Annotated in this window: 16 protein-coding genes and 1 tRNA gene; 1 reads left to right on the top strand and 16 read right to left on the bottom strand. The window is 58.1% G+C overall.

Annotated elements, in window-relative coordinates; all coding sequences use genetic code 11:
- Window positions 1-4 precede the first annotated feature (4 nt).
- The 12 genes from IY73_RS01575 to argS form a co-directional block, all read right to left on the bottom strand.
- A complete protein-coding gene (locus IY73_RS01575; protein WP_053961522.1) occupies window positions 5-244 on the bottom strand; it encodes an ATP synthase F0 subunit C in 240 nt (79 codons plus the stop codon).
- A gap of 99 nt (window positions 245-343) precedes the next feature.
- Entirely contained in the window at window positions 344-1,126 is a 783-nt protein-coding gene (gene atpB, locus IY73_RS01580; RefSeq protein WP_053961523.1) for a F0F1 ATP synthase subunit A, read from the bottom strand.
- Window positions 1,127-1,410: 284 nt separating this feature from the next.
- A complete protein-coding gene (locus tag IY73_RS01585; RefSeq protein ID WP_053978729.1) occupies window positions 1,411-1,926 on the bottom strand; it encodes a hypothetical protein in 516 nt (171 codons plus the stop codon).
- A complete protein-coding gene (locus IY73_RS01590) occupies window positions 1,919-3,217 on the bottom strand; it encodes a glycosyltransferase family 4 protein (RefSeq protein WP_082346514.1) in 1,299 nt (432 codons plus the stop codon). The genes IY73_RS01585 and IY73_RS01590 overlap by 8 nt, the downstream gene beginning before the upstream one ends.
- Before the next feature lie 62 nt (window positions 3,218-3,279).
- Window positions 3,280-3,939, bottom strand: coding sequence for an L-threonylcarbamoyladenylate synthase (locus tag IY73_RS01595; RefSeq protein ID WP_053961525.1), 660 nt, complete (start codon window positions 3,937-3,939; stop codon window positions 3,280-3,282).
- Complete coding sequence (gene prmC, locus IY73_RS01600) at window positions 3,936-4,904, bottom strand: peptide chain release factor N(5)-glutamine methyltransferase (protein WP_053978730.1); 969 nt, start codon at window positions 4,902-4,904, stop codon at window positions 3,936-3,938. The genes IY73_RS01595 and prmC overlap by 4 nt, the downstream gene beginning before the upstream one ends.
- A 6-nt stretch (window positions 4,905-4,910) precedes the next feature.
- On the bottom strand, window positions 4,911-5,984 hold the full coding sequence (gene prfA, locus IY73_RS01605; RefSeq protein WP_053978731.1) for a peptide chain release factor 1: 1,074 nt from the start codon (window positions 5,982-5,984) through the stop codon (window positions 4,911-4,913).
- Between the two features lie 5 nt (window positions 5,985-5,989).
- Window positions 5,990-7,894, bottom strand: a complete 1,905-nt coding sequence (rho, locus tag IY73_RS01610; protein WP_053961528.1) for a transcription termination factor Rho — start codon at window positions 7,892-7,894, stop codon at window positions 5,990-5,992.
- Between the two features lie 282 nt (window positions 7,895-8,176).
- Window positions 8,177-9,097 carry a homoserine kinase gene (gene thrB, locus IY73_RS01615; protein ID WP_172621877.1) on the bottom strand — a complete coding sequence of 307 codons (921 nt, stop codon included), beginning with the start codon at window positions 9,095-9,097 and terminating at the stop codon, window positions 8,177-8,179.
- Between the two features lie 62 nt (window positions 9,098-9,159).
- Window positions 9,160-10,521 carry a homoserine dehydrogenase gene (locus IY73_RS01620; RefSeq protein WP_053961529.1) on the bottom strand — a complete coding sequence of 454 codons (1,362 nt, stop codon included), beginning with the start codon at window positions 10,519-10,521 and terminating at the stop codon, window positions 9,160-9,162.
- A complete protein-coding gene (gene lysA / locus IY73_RS01625; RefSeq protein WP_172621824.1) occupies window positions 10,518-11,933 on the bottom strand; it encodes a diaminopimelate decarboxylase in 1,416 nt (471 codons plus the stop codon). The genes IY73_RS01620 and lysA overlap by 4 nt, the downstream gene beginning before the upstream one ends.
- On the bottom strand, window positions 11,930-13,594 hold the full coding sequence (argS, locus tag IY73_RS01630) for an arginine--tRNA ligase (RefSeq protein WP_053978732.1): 1,665 nt from the start codon (window positions 13,592-13,594) through the stop codon (window positions 11,930-11,932). Before argS ends, lysA begins: the two co-directional genes overlap by 4 nt.
- Before the next feature lie 100 nt (window positions 13,595-13,694).
- Between argS and IY73_RS01635 the strand changes: the two genes are divergently transcribed.
- Window positions 13,695-13,767: transfer RNA gene (locus IY73_RS01635), tRNA-Arg, on the top strand.
- Between the two features lie 95 nt (window positions 13,768-13,862).
- On the opposite strand, the gene IY73_RS01640 is transcribed toward IY73_RS01635, so the two are convergent.
- Genes IY73_RS01640 through IY73_RS01655 form a run of 4 tightly spaced genes read right to left on the bottom strand, consistent with a single transcriptional unit; the run spans window position 13,863 to window position 21,491 of the window.
- Window positions 13,863-16,457: an AAA family ATPase gene (locus IY73_RS01640; protein WP_053978733.1), complete on the bottom strand. Its 2,595-nt coding sequence runs from the start codon at window positions 16,455-16,457 to the stop codon at window positions 13,863-13,865.
- Window positions 16,457-17,617: a metallophosphoesterase family protein gene (locus tag IY73_RS01645; protein WP_053978734.1), complete on the bottom strand. Its 1,161-nt coding sequence runs from the start codon at window positions 17,615-17,617 to the stop codon at window positions 16,457-16,459. The genes IY73_RS01640 and IY73_RS01645 overlap by 1 nt, the downstream gene beginning before the upstream one ends.
- On the bottom strand, window positions 17,610-18,569 hold the full coding sequence (locus IY73_RS08375) for an SWIM zinc finger family protein (RefSeq protein WP_053978735.1): 960 nt from the start codon (window positions 18,567-18,569) through the stop codon (window positions 17,610-17,612). Before IY73_RS08375 ends, IY73_RS01645 begins: the two co-directional genes overlap by 8 nt.
- A complete protein-coding gene (locus IY73_RS01655) occupies window positions 18,570-21,491 on the bottom strand; it encodes a DEAD/DEAH box helicase (protein WP_053978736.1) in 2,922 nt (973 codons plus the stop codon).
- Window positions 21,492-21,652: the final 161 nt, after the last annotated feature.

Genomic DNA, 21,652 nt, shown 5'->3' on the forward strand with positions numbered 1-21,652 from the left:
ACGTTTAGAAGAGGAAGCCGGCCACGAGGGCGATCAGGGCGAGGGCTTCGGTAAAAGCAATGCCAAGGAACATGGTGGTACGGAGCTGACCGGCCATTTCGGGCTGGCGGGCCATAGCCTCAACGGTCTTGCCGGCGACGATACCGATGCCCAGGCCGGGGCCGAGGGTAGAGATACCGTAACCGACGGTACCGAGACCCCGGATGGTGGTTTCTGCGTTGGCGGCAAGCGTCATCAGATCCATTATTTTTCCCTTCTTAGTCCTCCCCACCCATCGTGGGGGGAAGCTCAAATGATGTGCATATGAAGTTGTGAGGTGTGAGCTTAGTAGCGTTTCTGGCGACTAGTGCTCACTGGCGTGTAGCGAAAGATCGATATACACAGCGACCAGCAGAGCAAAGATGTATGCCTGCAGGAAGATGACCAACAGCTCGAAGAGGGTAAAGAGGATGGCGGCGACCAGCGTCACTGCAGACAGTGCGGTCCAACCATTGAGCTGCCAGAAGAAGAAGTTGGTGGCACCAAAGATGAGTGCCAAAATGAGGTGCCCCGAAAGCATATTAGCCATGAGACGGATGGTCAGGGTAACCGGCCGCAGGATGAACGTTGAGATGAACTCGATCGGAACCACGATGAGGTGCATCACCGGGGGCATGTTCGGAATAACCACCGAGGACTTCATGAATTTGAAGAAGCCGTACTTCCGAGATCCCGCGTAGATGAAGGCGATGTAGCCGACAATGGCCATCACCAACGGCATACCAATACGCGCGTTCGGCGAGATGTTCAGGAACGGAATAACCGAGGGCAAGTTGAGGAAGAAAACAATAACGAAGGTGGTGGTGATAAGCGGAAGGAAACGCTTTCCTTCTTTCTTACCGAGGATGTCCTCAGCAATGCCGGTGCGGACAAAATCAAGCACCATTTCTGCGGCGTTTTGAAGCTTTCCCGGAACAAGCTTGGGGTTGTGGAAGGCGACACCGAAGAAGATCGCCACTAGCAGAATCACGAAGAGGCGCACCACCATGAGTCGGTCGATGGTGAACCACCCACCAGCCACATCATGAAGCCAGATCGGATCAGGGAAGAAATCCCCAAGAGATGGGGCGTGGAATTCACCCTTCATGGCCGCTACATCTGAGCTGATCAGTGGTCTCTCCCCTCATGGAATGGAACCGCATACACATGTGTGGCGCCAGTAAACACGACAAGACACCCCTAACAGGCACGGCAGAAAAGGCCTATCTGCAAGAGACGACTATGGCACGGTTCACTGCGAGCGATTACACATGATCTTGTGTCACTGCACTGCTCTCTTTTTTACTAGAAAACAGCACAAAATGTGATCTACGAGACAACCTGTTGCCCTTTAGGTTCTCGGTTACTCGCCGATACGCACTAACAGAAATACTAGTCCTCTTTTGAGAATGGCGTAACGTAAGCGGCTTGCGTCTTTTTCACACCCACGGTCTCAGCTGCCAAAACAACCACCAATGCCACTGCCATCACCGCAACAAATGTGCCGCGATCATAGAACGCCAATCCTTTAATAGCAGCAACGACAACTAGCGCAATGAGAATCTTCAGCAGCCAACTACCCATAATGATGGCCATCGTCGTCGCCGGCGGAAGATTTCGAGTGAGCAACACCATCACCACAGTGATGAGTTCAAACACACCTGCTATGAGACCCCCCATCACAGCCCCCCAAATACCAGCGGCACCGGCCACAAACCAGCCGACGACCATACTCAGCAGCAGCACCACCGCCAACCCGATAGCTCCATTGCGCAAAGCATTAAGTAGCGGGAGCGGTTTCTCCTCTCGATACTGGGATGACTGTGCAGCTGTGGACTGTACCGCTTCCGACTGCTGCGGATCCGGTTGACCAGCAGCTGGTGCTGCGTCAGCGGGGGCGTTACTCATTGGTCGGTTCCTCTCGCAGAATGTGATGGTCATTCCGTGTACGAACACGGCACGGTAAACGGGGCGCCCGAGATTGGCGGACCGCCGGCTGCTGCCGAACCGTCGCAGAGCGCCGGGATGACGTGGAAGATACCTGTTGCCGCACGCGTAGGCCAACCCAGCGCTGTTGAACGCGCGGCAGATACGTCAAGATTGCGACGATAAGCGCCAGCAAGATAATGAGCGGAAAGTAGACCTGCCACGGCACCAGCATGGGCGTGACCGCGGCCGTGGTGAGCCACCCCACCCAGAGGTAGATGATCAGAACTGAACGGCGCTGCGAATGTCCCACCCGCAGGAGACGATGATGCAAATGCATCTTGTCCGGGGTAAATGGGCTTACCCCGGCACGCGTCCGGCGAATCACCGCCATGATGAGGTCCAGTAGCGGGATGAACATGGCTGCTATCACCACCAGTAGTGGCGAAAGCAAAACGACCAAGTCCCCTACCCCATAGGCGGAGAGTGAGATGCGCCCCGAGGCGGAGGTCGACGCGGCAGCCAAGTTGAGGCCGATGAGCATCGACCCAGAATCCCCCATAAAGAGACGCGCGGGCTGGAAGTTATGCGGCAAAAATCCGAGGCACGCACCTGCCAAGACAACGGAAATAATCGCTGGTGGATAAGCAGATACTGCCCCCTCTTGCTCCGACAACAGGTGCACCGACAGCACCATAATGGCGAGGGAGGCGATTGTCCCCAGCCCTGCCGCTAATCCGTCCAGACCATCCACGAAGTTCACCGCATTAATGATGGTCACCACCAACAACACGGTGAAAAAGCCAGCCTGCCACGGATCCAGGACGAGGTTATTAATTCCCCCGAAGGGAATATAAATCTGAGTCCAGGAGAGACCCATCACCACCATGATGCTCGCCACCACGATTTGCCCCAGCAACTTGGTAACAGCATCAAGGCCCCACCGGTCATCGACGATGCCCAGCAAGACGATGAGGCACGACCCCACCATCACAGCCTTCAGATCAGGCACAAACTGAAAACCGTTCTGAAGCGCCGGGAGGTTGGAAGCGATGATATAGCCGGTGATAACCGCCAGGAAGATGCCCACACCACCCCACCGTGGAATCGGAATCACATGGACATCACGTTGACGAGGAATAGCCATCGCCCCACCACGGATCGCAATCTTACGGACCAGACCAGTAATGAGAAAAGCAACGATGAGCGACGATAGCAGCACCAGCCCTAACTCTCGCCACGGCACACCTAGGCCACCAGCGACGCCAAACATAGAAGCGTCAGCTAGCGTTCGTACCAGTGGAGCGGAAATGATGCTCTCTCTTTCTCTCAGCGTTACATCGCAGGGCGCAGCAGCACGGTCGTGGGCACACCCACGACCCGGGCGATATCGTCAGCAGTAATGGCACCCTCCCGGATAATGCGCGGAGGGTCACATGTAACGTCAACAATAGTGGACGCCGTACCAATATCGGCAGGTCCACCATCCAGGTAGATGGCAACACTTTCCCCAAGCTGCTCCTCAGCCTGCTCAATAGCTGTGGCTGGTGGATGCCCAGTGATATTAGCCGACGACACCCCCAAGGGGCCGGTGCGCCGCAGCAAGTCCACTGCTACCGCATTCAACGGCATCCGAAGCATGACGGACTGTGTTGTCTCCCCCAAATCCCACTCGACAGACTGGGCCTGCGGGACCACTACACTTAAGCCTCCCGGCCAATACGCCTTCATCAGCGCGAGTGCCACTGTAGGTAACTCCCCTGCGATGTCTTCCGCAGCCTGCCATGAGCCAACTAGAACTGGCACTGGCATATCGGGACCCCGGTGTTTAGCTGCTAACAGGGCAGCTACTGCAGCCGGAGAAAACGCATCGCAGGCAACCCCATACACAGTATCGGTCGGAGTAACAACCAACTGGCCTGCAGCAAGCGCAGCCGCCGCTGCCGCGAGTGCGGCAGTGCGGTCATGGCCAGGAGTACAGGTGTAGGTCGTCATCCGGCTGTCCTTCCGGGGCGATGCCCATCCGGGCACCAGTGGGCCGTCATAAAACGCGGACGGCCTGCCAAATCATAATGATCTCTACAGTCACTATAACCAGCTAGTGACGCCTCTTGGCAGAGCGCCTCCCCCGTCACATCATCATGCTCCATTCCCACCACCGCACCGGGTGAAAGGAGAAACGGAAGATGGCGAAGAATCAGACGACTCAGCACCAGCCCATCCTCCCCGGAGAACACCGCATCGGCAGGATCACTCTCTGCGGTCTCCTGGTCAACAACACTCCCGGTAGGCACATAGGGTGGATTGCACACCACAAGATCGACGCTTCCACTGGGGATACCCCACGTGTCATAGGGCAATGCAGCATCTCCTTCCACAACCCTCACCTGTGGGGCAAGCTTCTCCACATTGCGATGGAGGTACTGCAGCGCCCGCATGGAATACTCCACTGCCCACACCTCGGCAGTGGGGAATGCACGTGCCAAGGCGAGAGCAAGCACTCCGGACCCTGCACACACGTCGAGGATGTGTAACGACCGAAGCTCCCCGCCCTGTATCTCTCCCGTCACGGTCTTACCTTGGGACTGCTGCACACTACGCAACGTATCGATGGCCCATTGCGCCAACAGTTCGGTTTCCGGGCGGGGAATGAACACACCCTCCCCTACTACAACCGAAAAATCGCAGAACGGAGCCTCTCCGAGGATGTGTTGAAGAGGTTCACGGGACATACGGCGCACTACCCAAGTACGTAGCGTCTCCCCCTGTATATCGTTTACAGAAGTGCCACTGTGCAGGATGAGCTCGGATGGTTCACAGGGAATCACAGCCGCCACCAGCAGACGCGCCTCCGCGGTGGGTGATGCCACCCCAGCCGCCGAGAGACAGTCAGAACCCCACCGCAACAGGGTGCGCACTGACAGGTCAGGGGGGAGCACAAGTTGCAATGGGTTATTCACCGGGTATTACTCCGCTTCAATGCGGGCTTTACGATCTGCTTCTACCAACGCATCAATGAGCTCTCCCATATCCCCATCGAGCACCTGGTCAAGGTTGTGGGCCTTATACCCAATACGGTGGTCCGTAATACGGTTTTCCGGGAAATTGTAGGTACGGATGCGTTCCGAGCGGTCCACGGTACGAACCTGATCGGTACGTCCGGAGGCAGATTCGGCAGCCGCTTCCTCTTCCCGAATAGCCTGCAAACGCGCCTTCAACACCTGCATTGCACGGATCTTGTTCTGCAGCTGGGAACGCTCATTCTGACAGGTGACGATAAGACCTGTGGGCAGGTAGGTGATACGCACTGCCGAGTCGGTGGTATTAACGCCCTGGCCGCCCTTGCCGGAAGAACGGTAGACGTCGATGCGAATATCCTTCTCATCGATCTCAATTTCTTCCACTTCCTCCGGCTCGGGAAAGACGAAGACACCGGCTGCAGAGGTATGAATACGTCCCTGCGATTCAGTGACAGGCACACGCTGCACACGGTGGACGCCACCTTCAAACTTCATCTTGGACCAGACCCCATCACGGCTGGGCTCACGGGTCTTTACCGACATAGAGATATCCTTGTATCCGCCCATATCGGATTCGGTGGCATCGAGCACTTCTACCCGCCAACCAAGCTTGTCGAAATACTTGGTGTACATACGCGCGAGGTCAGCCGCAAAGAGTGCAGACTCTTCCCCCCCCTCGCCAGACTTCACTTCCAGCACGATATCGTCACCATCATGCGGGTCGCGGGGCGCCAGCAGATCCGTGAGCTGTTCTTCCAGGCTGGCAACAACCAGCTCCAACCGGGCCGCCTCTTCCTTGAAAGAAGCGTCTTCATCAGCCAGTTCACGTGCAGCTTCCAGATCGTCTTGTGCCTGCTGGAGCTCGCGGTAGCACTTGACCACCGGGCCGAGCTCAGCGAAACGCTTAGCGACACGACGGGCAGCGGCCTGATCGTTATGCAACTCCGGGTCGGCGAGCTGGGCCTCAAGCCCGGCATATTCCGATAGGACGTCATCTACTGCAGAAACTGCGGTAGCCACAGGTCTTAGGCCTCCTCGTCCATATTGGGGGTCGTCTTTGCGATCTGCATGAGGAATTCGCGGTTGTTTTTGGTCTTCTTGAGTTGCTTGATGACAAGCTCAATGGCCGGAATCGGCTCGAGACCGGAGAGCACCCGGCGGAACTTGTGGACAATCTGGTATTCCTCAGCACCCAGCAGCAGCTCATCCTTGCGAGTACCGGAGGGGTTGAGATCGATAGCGGGGAAGACACGCCGCTCTGCGATACGGCGATCAAGCTTCAGCTCCGCGTTACCCGTACCCTTGAACTCCTCAAAGATGACAGTATCGCCAGCGGAACCAGTCTCCACCATGGCAGTAGCGATAATGGTGAGCGAACCACCATTTTCGATGTTGCGGGCGGCACCGAGGAAGCGTTTCGGCGGGTAGAGCGCGGTGGAGTCCACACCGCCGGACAAGATGCGACCCGATGCGGGGGAACTGTTGTTGTATGCACGACCCAAACGGGTAATGGAGTCCAGCAGCACAACAACATCCATACCTTGTTCCACTAGTCGCTTGGCCCGCTCGATGGCGAGTTCGGACACGGTGGTGTGGTTGGAGGGCGGGCAGTCGAAGGTGGAGGCGATAACTTCGCCCTTCACGCTACGCTGCATGTCCGTCACTTCTTCCGGGCGCTCATCAACCAGCACCACCATCAGATGACATTCGGGGTAGTTGGTGGTGATGGCGTTGGCGATCGCCTGCAGCACGGTGGTTTTACCGGCTTTCGGGGGCGACACGATGAGGGCCCGCTGACCTTTACCGATCGGCATGATGAGGTCGATAAGCCGGGTGGTGATGTTCTCCTTGGTAGTTTCCAGGCGCAGCCGCTGGTTGGGGTACAGCGGGGTGAGCTTAGAAAACTCGGGGCGCTGGGCGGCTAGCTCCGGGGTCAATCCATTGACGGAGTCGATCCGCACGAGGGGGTTAAACTTCTGCCGATTATTGTGGTTCTGTTTGCTGCCTTCGCGCGGCATCCGCACCGCCCCCACGATGGCGTCACCGCGGCGCAGACCAGCCTTGCGCACCATATTCATCGACACGTAAACATCATGCGGGCCAGCGGAATAGCCGGAGGTACGGACGAACGCGTAATTCTCGAGAATGTCGAGAATGCCCGCGACAGGTTGCAGCACATCGCCTTCTCGAATCTCAGTATCGCGGTCATCCCGGTTGCGGCTGTTATTGCGATTGTTGCGGTCCCGACGATTGTTGCGGTCCCGACGATTGCGGTTGCGATTGTTGTTACCGTCTTGGTTACCGTCGCTCTTCTCGTTTGCGTTATCTTTCACGCCATGAGCAGCAGCATTACCACCATCGGCAGTGCTATTGCCGCCCTTCGCGCCAGCGTTACTACCCTTTGTACTATTGGCGCCGCTATTCTTTGCGAAATTACCGTTCGAGTTTCCCCCCACATTGGCTTTAGCGGATGCGTTTCCGGCATTACCATTGCTACCGCTGTTAGTGTTTCCGCCAGAGTTACCGTTGTTATTACTGCGGTTGCGCCGGCGCCGAGGACGGTTATCGTTACCGTCGTTATCGGCGGTGTCCTTCTTGGCTTGTCCCAGCTGGTCGTTCTTCTGTTCGGAGGCGCCAGACTTCTTTCCACTGTCGTCTGCAGCCTTCGCCTTTTCTACGGCATTGCCAGCAGACGTGGCTGCACCACTCTGCGGTGCAGGCTGAGAGTCTTTGTTTCCCTGAGATTTGTGATTGCCACCGCGCTGCTGAGCTTGGATAGCTTCGATGAGGTCGCCTTTGCGCATTCCAGAGGTGCGTTTAATGCCCATTTCGGCAGCCATTTTCCGGAGTTCGGGGATGACCATCGAGGAGAGTCCTTCGCCTTTACCGCGGCGGGAGCGGGTGGGTTCTGCCAATGCAGCATTATCCATAGTGTCCGTACTAGTCACGGATGTCCTTTCATCCCTACGCAGGAGAGCATAGGGGGCTTCATATGATTCTCCCTCACAGCATGTACTTCTGAGAGGAGCACGAGAGCTGTTCAGAAACGGGGAATGTCCTTCAGATTCCACACAGAGGCAATGACTGTCAGTAACGTTCTGCGATTAGCAGATGGCTACGTCATGCCTGCGTTACACGCCCTAACTGGTGGTGGGACACTTCTAGAATAGCTGCACAAACAGCAGCTAAGCAAGAAAGACATGACCATGCGGTTAATAAACCCGCTGGACACCCTCGCAGATATCGAGGTGCAGAACACGCAATCCGTCTTCCTCAGCTTCCGCCTGCAAGTCTGCCGGGAAGCCACCTACATGGAGACACAAGGCGGTTGGACCGGCACCAGACACCATGGCAGCCAATCCACGATCACGCAGTCGGCGAATCCACCGGGTGGTGACGGGCAGTGCGGCTGCCCGCTGGCGTTGATGGAGACGGTCATCTGAGGCATCAAAAAGCAGATCGGGACACTTCGTCATAGCCAGCATCATCATTGCTGCACGCGAGACATTAAAAATGGCATCCTGATGCGGCACCATGGAGGGCAGAACTGCACGGGTTTCCTCCGTGGATGAGCGGGAGTATGGCACGAGGACGGTGGCCCGAATATCCGGGTGCACATCGAGCCGAATAGCGTGGTAGGACGTGTTGGCAAAGCCCGGTTGATCTGCCCAGGAGACCACCATGCCGCCAAGCACCGCCGCGGAGGAATTATCAGGGTGGCCTTCAAACTCCGAGGAGATCTGTACCATCCGTTTCAGTTCGAAAGGACGATCGCAGAGTGCGTCGGCCAGTGCAACGCCACCGACTGCAGCAGCTGCTGAGGAACCCAATCCGCGTGATTCCGGAACACGGTTGTGGCAGACCAGCCGCAACCCCGGCACATCGTACCCGTTAGCTTCCATGCCAGCACGGAATGCACGGTAAACGAGGTGCCCTTCGTCGAGAGGCACCTCCCCCGCGCCCTCACCAGTGACCTCAATAACAAGGCCAGAGTCGATGACTTCGCAGGAGACGTCATCCCAAATTCCCAGTGCCAAACCGAGGGTGTCAAAGCCGGGGCCAAGATTCGCACTAGAGGCGGGTACACGAATAGCGGCCTTTGCGCCAACCGGAAGCATGCGTGCTTCGGCCATCCCATCTTTCACGATGAGTCTCCTTTAATGAGTGGTCGTCCTGCCGTCCCGTGGCGAGCGGCCTAGTTGTCCTGGCCTTCCATACGGAGCACCGAGGTCACCTTGACAACACTTTCAGAGTTACCAAGGGATTCCACACATGCGGCGAGGTTAGCTTCGCTAGCGCGGTGGGTGACCACTGCCAGGCGAGCAAACTTACCATCGGGATCAATGTTAGTGCCGTCTTCATTCTCCACTACATCATCTTGGTGGACGGTGGCGATGGAGATGTCATGGTTGGCGAACACTTCAGCGACCTTGGAAAGGGTGCCTTTTTCGTCCACCACATGCATGTTGACGAGGTAGCGGGTCTGCACGTCGCCGAATTCAGCGATGGGCAGGTTGGCGTAGGTGTTATCTCCCGGAGCACGTCCCCCATGCACAACGTTACGGGAAGCGGCAACCAGGTCGCCCAGCACCGCGGAAGCGGTGGGAGCTCCGCCTGCACCGGGTCCATAGAACATGATCTGTCCGGCGGATTCGGCTTCCAGGAACACCGCATTGAAGGCACCATTAACGGTGGCCAGCTGGTGGGTGAGCGGAACGAGAGCCGGGTAAACGCGGGCGGAAACGGACTGTGAACCGTCCTCAGAAATGATGCGCTCGCACACTGCCAGCAGTTTGATCGTGCAGTTGAGCTTGCGGGCAGACTTGATGTCCTGCTGGGTAATCTTGGTGATGCCTTCGCGGTACACATCGTTGGCCGTCACACGAGAGTGGAACGCCAGAGTGGAGAGAATAGCTGCCTTCGAGGCAGCGTCGAAGCCTTCCACGTCAGCAGTCGGGTCGGCTTCGGCATAGCCCAGTCGACCGGCTTCCGCGAGGGTCTCAGCATAGTCGGCGCCGGTTTCGTCCATTGCGGAGAGGATGAAGTTTGTGGTGCCGTTGACGATACCCATGACGCGCTGAATCTCGTCACCCGCCATCGACCGCTTAAGGGGGCCAATGATCGGGATCGCCCCGGCGACGGCAGCTTCGAAGTAAAGGTCCACCTGGGACTCATCGGCTGCGGCGGCAAGTTCTGCAGCGTGGGCAGCAACCAGTGCCTTATTGGCGGTAACGACGGACTTTCCCTGCTTAAGAGCCGAGAGCAAGAGCTGGCGGGATCCCTCGATGCCGCCGATAACCTCGACAACAACGTCAACGTCGGGACGGTCAACGAGAGCTTGGGCGTCATCGGTAATGAGACTGGGATCCACACCGCGATCGCGAGAGGTGTCACGGACGGCGATACCGCGAATGACGACGGGAGCCCCAATGCGGTGAGTGAAGGAATCACCGTGCTCGTTGAGAAGACGAACTACTTCAGTGCCCACCGTTCCCATACCGAGAATGGCAACGCCAACCTCGGACTGACAGAGTTCGGTGTGAGCTTCGCGGGTCATGAAACCTCCAGGCTAAGCAGATCGTCGAGCGTTTCTCGACGAAGGATGAGTCGGGCTTTGCCCTCACGTACCGCGACGACGGCGGGTCGGGTCAGCATGTTGTAGCGGCTAGCCATGGCGTAGCAGTATGCGCCGGTGGCCGCTACACCCAGGATATCGTCTGGGTGGACATCTGCGGGCTGCCACGTGTCACGGACGACAACATCGCCGCTTTCGCAATGCTTGCCCACAACTCGGCAAAGTGCGGGTTCTGCGTCGGTGATGCGGTTGATGAGCCGACAATCGTATTCAGCATCGTAGAGGGCGGTACGAATATTGTCACTCATACCTCCGTCCACTGCCACATAATGGCGGGTGACACCAGAGGGCAGCACCACGTCTTTCAAAGTACCAACGGTGTAGAGAGTCACCATGGAGGGGCCGGCGATAGACCGTCCCGGCTCCACCATCAGCTGGGGGGTGGGGATACCAGCAGCGGCAGCTTCCTTTTCCACAATAGCGCGCAGATCCGCGGCAATCTCGGGGATAGTGGGCGGATCATCAGACTCAAGATAGGCAATGCCGAATCCACCACCAAGGTCAACAATGGAGAAGCCCTCTGTTGCTTCTGGACCATACTCGTCGACAATGGCTGCGAAGAACTTAATGATACGGTGCGCCGCCATGTCGAAGCCGGCAACATCGAAGATCTGGGAGCCAATATGGCTGTGGAGACCGTTGAGGATGAGATTGTCAGCTTCAATGACACGTCGCACGGCTTCCGCAGCCTGGCCGCTGACGAGAGAGAAACCGAACTTCTGATCCTCGTGGGCGGTGGCAATGAAGTCATGCGTGTGCGCTTCCACTCCACAGGTGACGCGGACAAAAACGTTTTGGCGTTTCCCCAGCTCTCCGGCCACTGCGTTGAGCCGATCGATCTCGTAGAGGGAGTCCACTACAACGTGCTCAACGCCAATCTCAACAGCTCGACGGAGCTCCGCGACGGACTTGTTATTGCCGTGCAGCGTCATGCGGCTGGCTGGGAATCCAGCGGCGAGGGCAACACCCATCTCATAACCAGAGGCGACATCCATGCAGAGACCTGCCTCATTAATCCAGCGGGCAACTTCTCCGCAGAGGAAAGCCTTGGCAGCGTAGTGCACGTTGTGGGCACCACCGAAGGATTCTGCCATGGTGGCGACGCGGGTGCGGAAGTCCTCTTCGTCCAAGACGAAGAGAGGAGTGCCGTATTCGGCTACCAGGTCGGTGATGGCGACGCCCCCAATGGTGACGACACCGTCAGCATTGCGATCGGTCGTCTTGGGCCAGACGATGGCTGGCAAATCATTCATATCTGCGGGAGGCTTACGCACTCCCATAAGATCTGCGACTTCGTGAGTTTCGTGGCGGGATCCTGCGGGGTTGACGGTCACATGCGCTCCGGTGCGGTAACGCCGAGGAGCTGCAGGCCGTTGTCGAGAGTTTGGCGGGTTGCAGCACACAGGGCTAGGCGGGCTGAGTGAAGAGCTGCGTCTTCATCGTTGTCGACGCTATCTGCTTTGGGGAGAACCTGGCACGAATCGTAGAACCGGTGGTAGGAGGCGGCGAGGCCTTCCAGGTAACGGGCAACTCGGTGGGGTTCCCGCAGTTCCGCAGCACTTGCGACGACTGTGGGGAATTCGCCGAGGGTACGAATAAGGTCGCCTTCGCGCTCGTGGGTGAGGAGTGCGAGGTCGGCGGCGTCGCGGGTGATGCCAAGTTCGTCTGCTTTACGCTGCAGAGAGCATAGGCGAGCGTGTGCGTACTGCACGTAGAAGACCGGGTTGTCATTGGACTTGGAAGCCCAGAGTTCCAGGTCAATATCCAAGCTGGAGTCCACCGAAGAGCGGATCATGGAGTAGCGGGCGGCGTCTACACCGATCGCTTCGACTAGGTCGTCGAGGGTGATGACGGTGCCGGCGCGCTTTGACATTTTGACGGATTTACCGTCACGCACCAGATTGACCATCTGTCCAATGAGGACCTCTACTCCGTCGGGGTTGTAGCCGAGTGCCTGAGCGGCTGCCTTCAGACGGGCGATATAGCCGTGGTGGTCTGCCCCCAGCATGTAGATGCAGAGGTCGTGACCACGGTCGAACTTGTTCTTCACGTAGGCGATATCGCCGGCAATGTAGGCGGCATTCCCGTCAGATTTGATGACGACGCGGTCCTTATCGTCACCGAAGTCGGAGGAGCGTAGCCACCAGGCTCCATCAGCAAAGTAGAGGTTGCCAGACTCTTTGAGGATGCCGATTGCGGCATCGACGGCGCCGTCCTCGAAAAGCGAGTTTTCGTGGAAGTACACGTCGAAGTCGGTGCCGAACTCGTGGAGGGTGCGCTTGATATGCGCAAACATCATCTCCACACCTTGGCTGCGGAAGACCTCCTGGCGTTCCTCCGTGGGGAGGCCACAGACACCGGGGTTGTTGGCAACGATCATGCCGGCAATGTCGTCAATATAGGCGCCTGCATAACCGTCTTCGGGGGTGGGCTGGTGCAGTGCGGCCGCGACGAGAGAGCGGGCGAAGCGATCGATCTGCGTGCCGTGGTCATTGAAGTAGTACTCGCGGGTGACTCGTGCCCCTTCCGCCTCCATGACGCGCCCGAGCGCATCGCCGACGGCAGCCCAACGGGTTCCACCGAGGTGAATGGGGCCGGTTGGGTTGGCGGACACAAATTCGAGGTTGATGCGTTTCCCGGCGAAACTGTCTCCCCTACCGAAGTCTGCTCCAGCAGCAAGAATGGTGTTGACGAGTTCACCCTGAGCATCGGCAGCGAGGCGAATGTTGACGAAACCGGGGCCCGCCACCGTCGCTTCCGCGATGGCAGTGGAGGTGGCCAGCTGGGCGGCTAGCTGAGTAGCGAGCAGACGCGGGTTGGTGCTGAGTTTCTTGGCGCTTTGCAGAGCAATAGTGGTGGCGTAGTCGCCGTTCTCCGGGTTGCGGGGGCGCTCCACTGCCACCTCTGCGGGGAGGAGGGTGGAGTCAAGGTTCTGTTCTTCAGCGACCTGCTGCAGGGCAGCGAGGACGACTTTTCCTAGTTCTGCAGGCGTCACGATTGAATATTCTACGTGGTAAAGGCGCTAAAGTGTTACCCGTCCAGGTTGAACGCTTTAGTAGTAGAGCGGACTGGCTGGTACACTCTTATTTCGTTACGCCTCCGTAGCTCAGGGGATAGAGCATTGGTTTCCGGTACCAAAGGTCGCACGTTCGATTCGTGTCGGGGGCACTAACGCCAAGGCCCGCCGTTAAGGCGGGCCTTGTTACATTTATTTTACCAGGTAGAATGTGCTGTTCTGGGAGTGCAGAACACCTTTGTGGGGGCTAGTCAAGCGGTTGTTCCCAGGTGTAGTGCTTGCCAGGGACGCTCGCAAAACGGCTGCTATCGCAGGTAAAGATGATGAGTTGTCCGGCCATTGCGGGATCGCTGGTGGCGAGACTGGTCGCCGTCTCGATGGCAGCCGCCATATCTTCTCGACGAGTGGGGTCAGAGTATCCCAGGATGTCATCGAGAATGACGGGGACATGCCCTTGCTCCACAAGCTGGTAACAGGCGAGGCGAGAGAGCACTGCCAGTTGTTCTCTGGTACCGGTGGAGAGATCGCTATAGGCGATAGGGATGCCGTTGGGCCGGGTGACCGCACTAACAATCGTGAGGTTGTCGGCGACGGTGACGGAGAAGTGGTCACCCCATACGCGTTGGCCAAGGTGCGTGAGTGTCTTCACATAGGGGGTTTGGTAGCGGGCGGCGGCGCGCTGGCGGGCGGCAGCTAGCGTGTCGCGGAGTAACCGTGCGGCATCTGCGGCGGCTGTGGTCCGCTGGATGTGTTCGTGAAGATCGTGGTGTTGGGCGCGTTTCTCGACTAGTGCGGCATGGTATCCGGCGGACATGTGGGTGTCGAGCACGCCTTGGAGCCGGTGGTACTTGCTGTCGGCGTCATCGTAGGAGGAGCGGAGAGACTCCAGTATGCGGGTGTTGTCCGCAACTGCTTCGGTGGTGTCGGCGAATGCGGCGGTACGCTTCTCGCACTGTGTAAGTTCTGCTTGCTGTGTCGCTGCGGCGGTGGTGAGACTGGTTAGTTTCTCCTGGTGTGCGGTTCTCGCCGCTTGGTCAAGTGGGTCAAGCTGTGCGTAGTCCTGTTGTGCTGCGGCTAGCTCTTGCGCAAGTATGTCACGTTTGCTGGCAAACACCTCATAGTCACGTTGTGCTACTTCTGCCCGTTGCTTTGCTTCGCTAAGGGCACTCTGTAGTTCGTCCACGTCAGCTGCAGGGAGGACATCTAATGTTCCCGCCCGTCCTTGGTCGAGAAGGCCGCTGGGGTAGCCGGCACATTCTTGGGTGAGCTGGTGTGCTTCTTCCAGCCGGCGCGATTCGGGGTGGAGAGTCGTAAAGGCGCGGTATTCCGCAGCGGCGTCATGGTGGACGCGATTGGCTTCCTCCCATGCGTCTGCCTGCGTGCATGCCTGTGTCCAGTCTGAGACGTGCAAGGTGTCGAGGGCCGCCTGATAGTCGACGATGAGCCGGCTGAGCTGTGCGTCGCGGTCGGCTGCTTCTGCAGCGGGTTGCAGAGTGATGGTGACGTGTCCTGGCACTTCGATAGAGAGTGGCCGGGAAATATTCTCGGTGTGGGCACTGGTGAGCAGGCTGCCGTTACACAGTACGTCACTTCCGGGGTGGGGCGTTACGGTGATGGTTCCGGAGCTTACCGAGAGAACGCGTTGGAGGCCCTCAATATCGGCCTTTAGTTGCTCGGCGTGCCGATAAACGTCGGCGTCGTGCGGGATGGTGTGCAGGTGTTCGGAGGCCTGTTTCGCAGCCTGTGCGAGACGTTTTGCTTGTGCTTCCTCTTCGTGGTGGAGGCTTTCCCTGCGGAGAAAGTCCATAATCTCCGCAGCCTGGGTGTAGTGTGCGACGGCTACTGCCAGCTGGTCACGCTGGTCGATGAGCTGGTGTAGCGCGGCGTCATCTAGCTGCGTGAGCTCAGCCTGTTGTTGTTCGATGCGGGTCATGCGTTCGCTAATAGCCGCGTGTTGCTGGGCGAGGTCTTCATCTGCTTGCACGCGTGAGGCAGCCGCTGCGCGCTGCGCCTCGGTTGTCCTCAGCTGTGCGGCGAGGGCAGCCTGCTGGCGTTGTTGCTCGGCATGGGCAGTTGCGTGTGCGGTGAGGCTCTGCAGCCGGGCTTCTGTTTCGGTCCGCTGGTGTGCGAGGTGTTCTCGTTGCTGTTCGAGGCCATCGAGTTCTTGGGCAGTCCGTTCCGTTTCGGCGACGTGTTCGGCAAGTTCAGCTACCTCTTGGGCAAGCATCTTTTCGCGTTTGAGCTCGTTCGCTCGTTCTTTGGTGAGGCGTCCTGTTGTGGTGAAGTACTGGCTGAATTCCGCCTGCGCCGCCTCCAGCAGGTGGTCTCCCGAGAGTGTGTCGTTGTTTCCACTCGCGGCCGCATCAAGAGCTGCTTGGAGGGCGGACTGTCCATCTGTGAGTTCGAAGCTCGACAGGTCCTTTCCTTGGAGGAAGCTCAGGGCGGCAAAAAGTGCCATGTCCTCATGGTCGCGGAGGAGATCTTGTACATAGTTATGGGCGGGGTCGCCGCGTAGTGCTGCCTTATGCCCGGTGGCGAAGATGAGGGTGGTGCCTGCTTGCCGCCCACGTCCGAACTCTTTGCGCAGAGTGAAGCGTTCACCGCCGATGGTGGCATCAAGCTCGACGATGGCGGGGCGATCGACGCCACTGCGCCGAATGGCGGTCACTGCGCTTTTGGTAGAGGTCGCTTTCTCGGTGAGAACGAGGTTAATGGCTTCAATAACGCTCGATTTTCCGGATTGGTTGGGCCCGGCGATCACGGTTATGCCGTGGTCGTCGAAGTCGATGTGGCGTTCCGCAATACCGCGGTAGTCCTGCAGGGTGATGGAGTGGAGTCGCATTACTGGTGTTCTCCTTCCACGGTAAGTCGGTAGAGCAGAGTGAGGGCATCTTGTGCGGTCTCGTCACCGGTGTCGGCTAGCTGTGAGAGTTCCTCAGCCGCCTCTGCTACATACCCGGCCAGTCGCGCTTGTAGTCCAGTGAGGGATGGGAGAAGGTGCCGTGAGCTATTCCGTTCCCATAGGCGGAATCCTGCGAATATTCCTTCCCATTGCGCTTGGGCAGTATCTAATGCGGCCATGTCTTCGACGGTGAGGGTGGCGTTGAGCCCAAGCCGAACGGCAGTGCGTCGTTTGTTGGGTATTTCCGCAAATTCGTGGGAGAGCTGTGCGATATCAGCGGTGCTGTGGATGTCACGTCGAAAGGTTCGGAAGGACCATTTCCCGCAGGTGAGTGGTTCAGTTGTACAGGTGTCGTCGTGCAGTGTGACGAGAAGCGCCTGGCCTGAGTTTTTTTCGACGTCATCGAAATCAGTTACTTCGGGGCTTCCGGAGTACCAGATCCGGCCGCTCTCCCCCACCTGTGTTTGTGAGTGTCTGTCTCCGAGGGCGAGGTAGTCGAGCTGATAGCTGCGGCAGGCCTCCTCGAGTGCAGCGACGGGGACAATTTCTGCTCCGGTGGCATCGTCCATGCGTGGGGCGAAGGCGTCAACACCTGTGTGCGCTAGTCCTACTCGGTATGTGCCAGGTTCTTTGGGAGTGTGCGCGCACTGCCGCAGAGCAGTAAAGAGTGGGTTTTCAGTGGGGTACCGATCAGTATAGGGACCGACGATGAGCTCGAGTCCTGGGATGTCTCGTAGTACTCCGGGTGTATTGGGGACGAGGACATTGTCTGGTTGATGGGTGCGGAAGGCAGGTGACTGGTAGACGCTGTCTCGCCGGTAGGAGTCATGGTTACCGGGTTGGAGCACTACCGGGCAGGTCAGTTCACCCACCATTTCTAGGAGGGAGATGATGGTATTGCTATCAAGTTGGTTCCCATCGAAGACGTCGCCTGCGACAACGACGCTAGCGACGTCCAGTTCTGCGGCGTGGTTGCAGAGTTGCTCGATGGCCTGCAGGCGTGCGTCACGAAAGACTGCCTGTTTACTTTCTGACAGGTGACGGCGCGTCATCCCGATGTGCCAGTCGCTGCTATGGAGGAGGCGCATTGGGTTACTCATCGGAGTACTCCTTGGTGACGGTTGGGGAGATGTCGCGTTCGACAAGATAGTCCCACGCGTCGTGTAGATCGGATTCGAGAGTGAGTTTATTGACTGGGTCAGAAGTGTAGGTGCTCGCTGCGGCCATCCACTGCACGGGGTCGAGGTCGTGGTAAGCCGGGTTGGGGAGAGGGTTTGGGAGGTCTGGTAGCTCTCCGGAAAGTGCCCAGTAGCGCTGAGGGTCAAGCGCAATGGGGGAATCAGGGGCCTGCGCTTGAGCTGGTTCCAGGGTGGGTCGGGTGATGAGGTGCGCTGCCGCCCCCTGTGGAACCTGCCCGCGCACGGATGCACTACCGGATTCTGTGTCTCTTCTCTCCCGAAGTGCGGTGGTAGATGTATCAGGCTCGTCGGTGGAGTCTGATGCTGCTGCCTCGTCGAGGGGATCAGCCGAAACCAAGACATCTGCAAGAGAGATACCACGGAGCTGGAGATACCACTCGCTATCTCGATCCATGCGTTCTACTAGCAGATATCCCAGTGCCAAGGTATGTGAGCAGTGTCCTGTAGATACAGGACAAGTGCACGCACACCGGAGATCATGTGCGTGGAGCGGGAGAAGATCTTCGAGGAACGTGGGAAGAGATCCCGCAATAATCTGTTCTGCAGAGCCGGGATGACGGGCGATAGCAGCGCGCACTTCTGCGATGGTGTCGGTGCTAGCCGGCGTGCCCGAAATAGTGGGTGCGAAGGGATCGAGCTGGCTTCCCTGTACTTCGCCCGCAACGGTGGTGCCGTGATGTTCCATTGCGAGGATGGCACCATTGCGCGCCAGTGCCTTCGCACGTGCAACATGGGGGTGTCGAACCACTCCGTCCTGTCCCCGATAAGGTTCTTCTAACGCCCGTTCCACCTGTTTCCCCCACCAGGTGCGCCCGAAATGTCCGGTTTTTTTCTGAGCAACAAGTCCTCGCATTTACTTCACCTCCAAACGGAAGAGTTCCCGTAGCTGGTCATCTTCCAGCTCGGTGAGCCAGGTTTCCCCTGTGCCCACAACTAGATCCGACATCGTCGATTTGTGGGCAATAATGTCATCAATACGCTCTTCGATGGTGCCGTCACAGACGAGTTTGCGTACTTGTACGTCCTTCGTCTGGCCAATTCGATAGGCGCGGTCGGTGGCTTGGTTTTCGACCGCCGGATTCCACCAACGGTCACAATGAATGACATGGTTTGCAGCGGTGAGTGTGAGCCCAGTTCCACCGGCTTTAAGGGACAACACCATGAGTGGGGCTCCCCCAGCAGACTGGAAGCTCTCCACCATGGCATCGCGTTCTTCACGCCGCAGTGATCCGTGGAGGAACGGTACCACTACGTTAAACCGTTGGTGTAGGTAGTTCGCCAGGTAGTCCCCAAATTCTTTGTATTGAGTAAAGATGAGCGCCTTTTCTCCTTCGGCGAGGATGGTCAAAAGGAGTTCTTCCAGTAACGCCACTTTTCCGGAACGATGCCGTCCATGTCGGAGGACAGCTGAGTCATCCCCGAAGTAGTGAGCAGGGTGGTTGCAGACTTGTTTGAGCTTAGTGAGCGCAGCAAGCACGGAACCTTTCCGCTGCAGGCCTTTTGCCTGGTTGATCTTCTCAAGCATGTCATCGACCACGGCTTGGTAGAGGCCGGCTTGTTCTGTTGTCAAGGTGGCGTGGACGACCATCTCATTCTTCTCAGGCAGATCGCGGATAACAGCAGGGTCGCTTTTTAGTCGGCGGAGCAAGAATGGGGCTGTCAAGGTGCGCAGTTGCGCGGCCATGGTGTCGTCATGGTCACGTTCAATGGGAAGCGCGTAGTGGTGACGGAAGCCGTGCTGCGTTCCGAGGTAGCCTGGGTTTACCAGGTCCATAAGAGCGCGAAACTCCTCCAGGTTGTTTTCCATGGGGGTTCCGGTGAGTGCTAGGCGATGTGTTGCGGAGATCGCCCGTGCTGCCCGAGATTGCTGCGTTGCAACGTTTTTTAAGTGCTGTGCTTCATCGAAGACGACTCGCCACCAGGTCACTGTGGTGAGCTCAGCCCGGTCTCGATGCAGCAGGTTGTAGGTGGTAATGATGACATCGTGCTGTACAACCACATCCTGGAATGCTGCCCCACTTGGCCGATCTGCACCATGATGAATGGCGACAGATAATTGTGGAGCAAACTTCTGCGCTTCGTGGTACCAGTTGGCTGCCAAGGACATAGGGCAGACGACGAGCACTGCCGAGTCTGCGGGCACTGCTCCACGCGCTTTGTCATGGGCCAGGACGGTGAGCACCTGGAGAGTCTTCCCCAGACCCATATCATCAGCCAGAAGACCACCCTGCCCAAGTGCATCGAGACTGGCTATCCAGTCCACACCGCGCTGCTGATAGGGGCGCAGCTGGGCGGCGACAAGATCGTCAGTGGGGACATGCACCGGTTCGGCGCGATGCGCTAGTAAGTCATCCACCAGAGTTGACCCAGCAGCACCCGTCACCGGTACTGGTGCGTCAGCACTAATAAGTTCCTGCAGTACATCCCCCGCAGTTCCCTCTTGGGTAGCGGCGAGATCGGCTTGAGACAGCGCTTTCCGACGCTGTTTCCCACCTTTTGCAGCAATGAATTCTGCTGCCCGGCGCAACAGTATGGGGTCTGCCTGCACCCACCCATCACGAAGGTGAACTAACCCAGACTGTTCTTGCACAATGTCGAAGAGCTCTGCAGGTGTCAGGACAACGTCTCCCAACGCCACTTGCCATTGGTAGTCCAAGATGGCGTCGAGCCCTACTTTCGCCCCAGTAGCGGCTGAACGCGCTGCTTGTTCGCCTTCCCCCGGAGTCACATGCAACCGCATGGACACCGGGGCAGCAGCCCAGGCCCGGGGAAGCATGACAACGATGCCTTGTGCCCGCACGACGTTCACCCCTTGGGTGACAAAGTTGGTGGCCTGTGCGGTCGTCAGGAGACGATCTTCCCCATACCCTGCTGCCACGCTGTCGAGCAGAGCTGGGTAGGCTTCCGTCGCCCGCGACCACAACGTGGTAGCGGTAGTGTATGAGGCAGCGTCGAGGACACTGGGAATGAGAGGTTGCGGGGCACTGCCCAAGACACGTACGGAAACTTCCAGACCCCACCATTCCGGGGTGTCGGGTAGTGGTTCGTGGAGACGAAGCACCACTTCGGTATCGGTGTCTGCTGCTCCGTTTTGCCATTCGCGGAGCCGTTCTGCAAACCCGAGTGTCCCCTCGATAAAAGGCTCTCCAGTGATCAGTGATTCTACGAAAGCCTGCCGCGGACGGTGGGGGAGATCCCGCAGGCGTTGTCGGCATAGTTCAGCTGTCATAGCATCGACAAAACTCTCCACCGCGGAGAAACCACCGTTATGGGCAAGCACTGGCGGTAACGTGTGAAGGAGCTCGGTGAGCCATACCCGTTGCGCGCCACCACCCAAAAGCTGCCAGTGGGCATACCAGGTGGGGCCATGCCGATAAAGGCGAGGTGTTACTCGACCAGCCTCTACCCACCGTGTAACCCCTGCTACGGCATGTGCGAGGAAGCGCAAGTCTTCCCCGAGGCCGGGGATAGGGGTCGCAGACGCTGCACAGTCGGCCAGAAAAGTAAAAGCAGCCCCTGCACTAATGACAAGGCACGGAACAATCCGAGAACGAGGATAGCCACCCTCACCAATGACAGTGAAAGGCAGGGTGTAACGGAACACCGGGACCCGCTGGATAAGGTCACTAATAATGGACGGGAAGGCACCCGCAGGCAGGTCTGCGACCCGTCCGGGGGCTTCTCCCCCGGCACAATCTCGAATCCACAGCATCAACCCACGATCCGGTATCCACCGGCCATGGAGTTCATAGGAGGATGTGCTGGGACTCGTCATACTTCTATCCAACCAGTCTCCTGTGACAATTTCTGATGCGGCATTGCCGCCGGCGGCAAAATAGTGGAGCTTTCGCTACCAGCAGCACCCCCTTCACTCCTTCACAGGCCTGCTTACTGCTGCACACATACGCACTCATCTGCTCGTCCTCGCGCGGCGCA

Source organism: Lawsonella clevelandensis, assembly GCF_001293125.1.
GTDB classification, from domain to species: domain Bacteria; phylum Actinomycetota; class Actinomycetes; order Mycobacteriales; family Mycobacteriaceae; genus Lawsonella; species Lawsonella clevelandensis.